This is a genomic window from Enterococcus sp. 125944, from assembly GCF_051909435.1.
GTDB classification, from domain to species: Bacteria; Bacillota; Bacilli; order Lactobacillales; family Enterococcaceae; genus Enterococcus_D; species Enterococcus_D gallinarum.
Genome location: NZ_JBQASY010000027.1, coordinates 22,309 through 28,676 on the forward strand (window position 1 = coordinate 22,309; position 6,368 = coordinate 28,676).

Sequence of the window (6,368 nt, forward strand, 5' to 3'; positions counted from 1 at the left end):
AATGAATCTAATCTTTCAAATTTTGTTGCTAAAATCGATAATATGACTTTCTATGTGTTTTGGTTAACACCAATCATTGTATGTTGGGGCACCTTAGCCTTAGTGATTTCATTATATACACCGCTACTTAAAATCATCTCCATGCCAGTTGAATGGATTTTAATGGCATTTGGAATTGCAAGCCCAGATATAACTGCTAGTGCGATTATGTCTGGTTTGGCAGATAATTATTTACCAGTTATTTTAGGACAATCTGTTGAATCTACCGTAAGTCGAGTGATTATTGCGATGATGAGTATTATTCAAATTATATATTTATCTGAAACAGCAACTTTACTGATTTCAACGAATAAGCACATGAAATTCTGGCATGTGATTGTCATCTTTTTAGAGCGTACTTTTTTATCACTATTTTTTGTCATTTTAATTGCGAAATTTTTTGTTAGATAGGAGAATTCTTATGAAAGTAGTCAGATTATTTGAAGATAATATGTTTGAACATGAGTTAAAAGCCATTAAAGAATTGAATTTAGATCTAGAAATGGCAGTGCGTCCAAGTCAAACCCCAACAGATATTATTGAAAATGCCCATGATGCAGATATTATTATTACCGTGTATGAACCATTAACGGAGGAAGTTTTATCACAGTTACCCAACTTAAAATTAGTAGTCTATCGTTCGATTGGCTTTAATTCTGTGGACTTAGATTATGCAAATGAACATAGATTGCCGGTTTCTCATATTACTCAATATTGTATTGATGAGGTGGCTAACTATGTGATAGCAGCTATTCTTTCTCATAATCGTCGCATTATTGATTTCAATCAATCGGTAAAAGTTGATCACGAATGGAATTATGAGTTATTTCCAGATATGCGTCGTTTATCTTCCTTAACTGTTGGTCTAATTGGATTTGGAAATATCCCACGTTTAATTGCAAAACGTTTACAGGTTTTTGGTTGTAAATTGATTGCTTATGATCCTTTTGTAGTTTCAGAAATCTTTGAACAATCAAATGTGAAACAAGCTAGTCTAGAAGAAATTTTTGAGCAAAGTGATTATATTTCATCGCACTTGCCTTTAAATAATAGTACAAAAGGAATATTAAATGTAAACTTATTTAATTTGTGCCAAAGGCACCCAGTTTTTATTAATTCTTCACGTGGTGGTGTTGTAAATGAAGAGGATTTAGTGGCGGCTTTGCAATCAGGAAAACTCTCATATGCGATTTTAGATGTGGTGCATAACGAAAATCCAGATTTGAATAAGTTACCATTTATGCAAATGGATAATGTTGTATTAACCCCACATATTGCTTTTTATTCACAAGAAGCCTTTATTCAGGGAGTTCAAGATAACTTTAAAAATATTCAAGCTTTTTTAAACGGCGATTTATCTAAAGGCGAAATTGTAAATCTTAAACAAATTCAGTAAACATCCCCCATTTTCACGGGGGATGTTCACTATCCTCTAATCTCTAATAAATATCGATTATCGAAATATTTACTTCTGTTTAGTCATTTTCTTTAATATCCATAGAAACATTACCATCAGATAAATCTATTTTTAAATCTCCTGCTTGTAAAACTCACTTTCTCTATCTACAATTTACCTTTAATGTGGTAGCTATTATTTTTTCATCTATTACGCATTCTTCTTTGAAACTTTTCAAAATATTTCTAATATAAAATCTATAAAAAATATCTTTTTATTTATAGTTTAAGAACACACTAATTTGATTTTCACAGGTTCTTATAAAGAACTTTAAAGTAAAATCATCTTTCCTAATTTTATAGCGTCTTCAATAACTGATGGTGGAACATTTCTTGGCTGTACATATTTTTTAACAAAATTTATGAACTATCAATTTGAAGTCATTTAAGCTGTCATTATAATTTAATCCGCAATAGTAATCATCAAGACCATCTTTTTCTACACTTTCTATACAATCTTTTACTTCTTTATCATTTTCAAACCTGCAATTGATTAAGAAAAAAAGATAATCAGAAATTTTAGCATCCATTTCAATCAAACTTCTTAATATCGTCTTAAAATTTTTTGAATTTATTAGTTGAATTAATTCTTTTTGTTGCTCACTTAATTGTTTTACGATATCAATCAAAAAATAGTCATGCGTATTTAGTTTTGCTGAATTACCCTGCTTTTTTCTCTCTACTTCAATAAATGCAGCAATATCTGAGATTTCGAAAAAATACTCTTTACTTATAACACACACTATTCTCACCCTCTTATAATTATTAAACCCATACTCTTTTTCAAAAAAGATAAATTTACTGGATTTGTTCATATATATTGTGAAATGAGTCAGATAATCATACCCGGATATTTGCTTACTTTTAAATACTCCCCCTTTTTATACAGCATTCTTCAAAGAATAAATAAATTTTTTAATTACTTTCGTAATGATTTCTTCTGAGTCAAAGTTAGTTAGATTTCTTTAGATTGTCTTGGCTATCTTATTAACAAAGATCCTACTCTATAACCACTGTTGATCCTTTTTATTGCATAATTATCTGCTTATCTCTGATTTAGTAAAACACATTCACTCTATTCGTTTACAAAACAAACGCTCATTTTATAAAAATAAGAGAAATAATATCATTATATTTCATAATATATATGTTAAAATAATTTTAAAAAAAATTCAATGTGACTGTTTATTTCTAGTTTGCGAATATGACTAAAGAAAGAAAAAAGACTTTACCATTAGAATAAATCAGTTATAAAAAAGAGACGGTAAATATCGATTTCTTTAATTATCTAATTACTCTTCATAATGATATGTTTTTCATGCTTACTTTGTAGCCAGATAATTGAAAATAAAACTTATATTTTACAAATGATACATTTATTTTAATAAAGAGACATATCTTAAACACAACTTAGGTTATCCAAAAAATTAAAAAAGGAAAAAGGTACTGTTATTCCAAGTAATACCATTATTCAACTTCTGGTGTTATATATCTTGTTTTATATTTTTGTATTTTCGAAAATAGGTTTTACATGTGAACATTAATTAGTTATATATTAACTATATTCTTCTATTCTTCAGCTTTTTGTGCTTCTTTATTTATTAGATTATCTATGATTATATTTTATTTCAGATAATCTTATTGTTTTTTATCTTCTTCCATTTCACTAAATTCCTCTACTACACCATATCTATTGACAATCAACCAAATAAAATACAGTATTTCACGATATAGTGTGATAAATAACAAAATAGAAGCAATAAAGCTTCTTGTGTTAAAACAATTATAAAAGAACTAAATAATTAACCCTTCTATCTATAAAAAAGTCAATAGCGTCACTAGGATTTCCTAATAACGCTATTGATTTTCTTTTCCTCTGAAATTAAATCAGAAAGATTTTTCAATAATGATAACTGTTTTGATTAACAGCTTTTATAATGGTTTATACGATAATAAAATTTTTAAATAATATAAATTAAGAACTAAAATATTGTAAAGATTTACTAGAAAGAGACAAAAGAACTAAATAAGAAATACAAAATGAGTAACCAACAGCTATAAAGATTTCTACATCTTTCACAAAATGCTTATTCAGATGTTGATCTCCCACTTAAAGAAACTAAAACCAGTTAAGTCCTATACCTAACTGGTTTTATTATATTTCAGTTCTTTCTTCTATATCTACATTAAAATATCTAAGAGCCTTAAATTTAGTCTTTCAATTTTATATGTTGTATATTACAGAAAGGAAGTTACTATTTTACACGAGGTTCTGTTGCTTCTTTTACGTTTTGTACACCATCATTAACTTTTTCACTTGCTACTCCTAAAGCTTCTTTTGATTTCTCAATTTGTTTTGAAGCAAATTCTCCAGTAGCAGAAGCTGCATCAGTAAGATGATCTTGTAGGGTAACTGAATCTTTTTCGTATTGTTCTTTTGTTTTTACATCTACAACGTTTACGTTAATTTCAATTACATCTAAGCCAGTCATTTTCCTAACTTCATTTGAGATTACTTGCTTAATTTTATCATAAATTGTAGTTACATCTTTACCATATTCAGCCACTATTGAAAGATCTACTGCAACTTGTTTTTTACCTACTTCAACATCGACTCCAGAAGTTGTGTTATCTGTATTTACTAATTTTCCGGCTATATTTGAAAAGAATCCTCCATCAACTGTCAAAAGCCCATCAATTTCATCTAATGCAATACCGATTATTTTTTGAATTACTTTATCTTCAAAAACCAATTCTCCTTTAATAGCTTCAGAAGCTTTTGATATATCATTCTTTTTAATTTCTGTTTTTGTATTGTTTGTTTTATTATCCATTAGTTTTCCTCCTAAAAATAAAAATTTATTTTTTACCGTAAAAACGGTTATTAACTAGTTTTATTTGTCAAAAAATCCAATAGTTTCTAAATAGATACCTAAATAAAAACCACATACAGTAAGTATTGTTATTATCACTATTTTAAAAAGTCCTAACGTGAGAATTAATAATCCTAATAGTAGTCCTACACATGCAAAAATGAGCGGATATTTATATTTCTCTATGAATTCTTTCATTGTTTTCTCCTATAAAACTTTTGATTTGGTTTCTTTATTTCTTTCATGATAATCATTGAATTTTATTTCAGTTAGTATTGTTTGTTCTGCACCAAATAAGGCATTCAAATTAGTGTTTACTTTCCTTATAAAGGAGGTTTGTCGCTCCCCTGTTTGAAAAGCTTTACGTATTTTTCCCCGTACATAGATTTTTATTTTTTTCTTCTTAATTACAACTTTTACCGTTGGATCAACAATAAAAGGCTCTTCTTTTGCTGCGATTAATACAAAATTCTCAATTGCTTTTTTTTGAATTGCTATTTTTCCAGTATCGGTCTTTTTTTCTATATAATTATTTATCCTAGGATAAAATAATACAATAATTAAAATAATAAATAAGAATGTTAGCAAAACGGCACTAAGCCAAAACAAAAATTGAGCCATGTTATTACCAATATATGGGTAACTTGTAAATGGTAGTAAATAAAATGGTAAACTAACCACACTTTGCATTGTAATTAACGTATGTGCTAAAGGGAAAAAAAACAGCAGTAAAACAATAGTTAATAGTAGTTTCAAGCTTTTTCGCATATTCCACCTCTTAGATTACGTTGTGAATATAATTCTTTATTTTATTATTCTATGGAACTTTACAATTAAACAAAACCTATAAATTAAACTTGACACAGATTTTGGCAGTTTGATTTATAGAATAATCTCCTTTCATTTCATTTATCTCACTAACTTTAGTTAAACTAATACGATAAGTTTAACCAATTACTATATCTGAAACTATCAAAGTGAGTAACTTGTATAAAAAAAATAGACTGTTCACTTTATAAATTAAAATAGTTTACGATATAATATTATCAAGTAAAAATCCTCAAGTCAAATAAAAATGAATGTTCAATTTATTTTTTATACAAGTTTTTTAATTCTAGAAATAAGTTCCCTGCTTATAAGAAGATGTACTAAATAATGATTATTATCTCACGAACATATTATTTCTTACCTCCAATCCTTTTAGAAACCATAAAAACTATTAACTAACAATATTTGAAAATTCACACTAGTATTATTTAATCCACTAGACAAAAAATTACTATCATCGATATAAAAAATTTTTTTCGATTGTATATAATATTTTTTTTGAGAGATGAGATTTTTCTATTGAAAATTTCTTATCTTCCAATGTTTTTTTGTTAAAGAAGACTTAATTTTTCGTTTTTTATTTCCTGTTTCTTTAATTACAAGTCTTTGTCCCTAGAAAAAATAAAAAATCAACCAATAAGTATTTCTGAATAATGAATAATATAATACGTTTTTTCGGCCAAGCATATTAAACATTGGGCGTGAGATTCAGTATCTTGAATATACTTATGATTTAAATAGACTCTTTTCTTATACATTTCTTGCCTAAAGATTATATATATTTCTCTTCTAAAGTTATCATAATCCCTCCTTAATACTTGAGTGATATAAAACATAATTACAACCTGAGATAGAACACTAAGTATTCTATCTCAGATCTATTTTCTATCCTTTTTTTCTTTTCAAATTTAATTTAAATCCAGCAAAAATAGAAGTCAATAAAACTATTATACCTACAAATACTCCAGATGATTTTGCCTCTCCAGTTTTTGGAAGAGTTTTATTTGTTTCAGATTTATAATTCACCTTACTCTTTTGTATTTGTAGAGTTTTATAATTACTAGTCTCTGGTGTTACCGGAGTTTCTGGATCTGGAGTCTCTGGTGTTACCGGAGTTTCTGGATCTGGAGTCTCTGGCGTTACCGGAGTTTCTGGATCTGGAGTCTCTGGCGT

7 protein-coding genes are annotated in these 6,368 nt (G+C 27.6%); 2 read left to right on the forward strand and 5 right to left on the reverse strand.

What is annotated here, in order from left to right; all coding sequences use genetic code 11:
• Positions 1-54: 54 nt before the first annotated feature.
• Both ACTFWY_RS16345 and ACTFWY_RS16350 read left to right on the forward strand, forming a co-directional pair.
• The gene (locus ACTFWY_RS16345) at positions 55-450 is read left to right on the forward strand and encodes a hypothetical protein (RefSeq protein WP_228614881.1); all 396 of its coding nucleotides are present in this window, start codon (positions 55-57) and stop codon (positions 448-450) included.
• A gap of 10 nt (positions 451-460) precedes the next feature.
• Entirely contained in the window at positions 461-1,435 is a 975-nt protein-coding gene (locus tag ACTFWY_RS16350) for a C-terminal binding protein (protein WP_252704611.1), read from the forward strand.
• Between the two features lie 409 nt (positions 1,436-1,844).
• Here ACTFWY_RS16350 and ACTFWY_RS16355 read toward each other — a convergent pair whose 3' ends face one another.
• The 5 genes from ACTFWY_RS16355 to ACTFWY_RS16375 all read right to left on the reverse strand — a co-directional run.
• Entirely contained in the window at positions 1,845-2,237 is a 393-nt protein-coding gene (locus ACTFWY_RS16355) for a hypothetical protein (RefSeq protein WP_239468274.1), read from the reverse strand.
• Between the two features lie 1,512 nt (positions 2,238-3,749).
• Positions 3,750-4,328, reverse strand: coding sequence for an Asp23/Gls24 family envelope stress response protein (locus ACTFWY_RS16360; RefSeq protein WP_060814996.1), 579 nt, complete (start codon positions 4,326-4,328; stop codon positions 3,750-3,752).
• A gap of 60 nt (positions 4,329-4,388) precedes the next feature.
• Entirely contained in the window at positions 4,389-4,565 is a 177-nt protein-coding gene (locus tag ACTFWY_RS16365; RefSeq protein WP_071870196.1) for a DUF2273 domain-containing protein, read from the reverse strand.
• 9 nt (positions 4,566-4,574) lie between these two features.
• Entirely contained in the window at positions 4,575-5,135 is a 561-nt protein-coding gene (amaP, locus tag ACTFWY_RS16370; RefSeq protein ID WP_060814997.1) for an alkaline shock response membrane anchor protein AmaP, read from the reverse strand.
• 945 nt (positions 5,136-6,080) lie between these two features.
• Positions 6,081-6,368 (reverse strand): LPXTG cell wall anchor domain-containing protein (locus ACTFWY_RS16375; protein WP_439948517.1); only part of this gene is annotated, 288 nt, incomplete at its 5' end.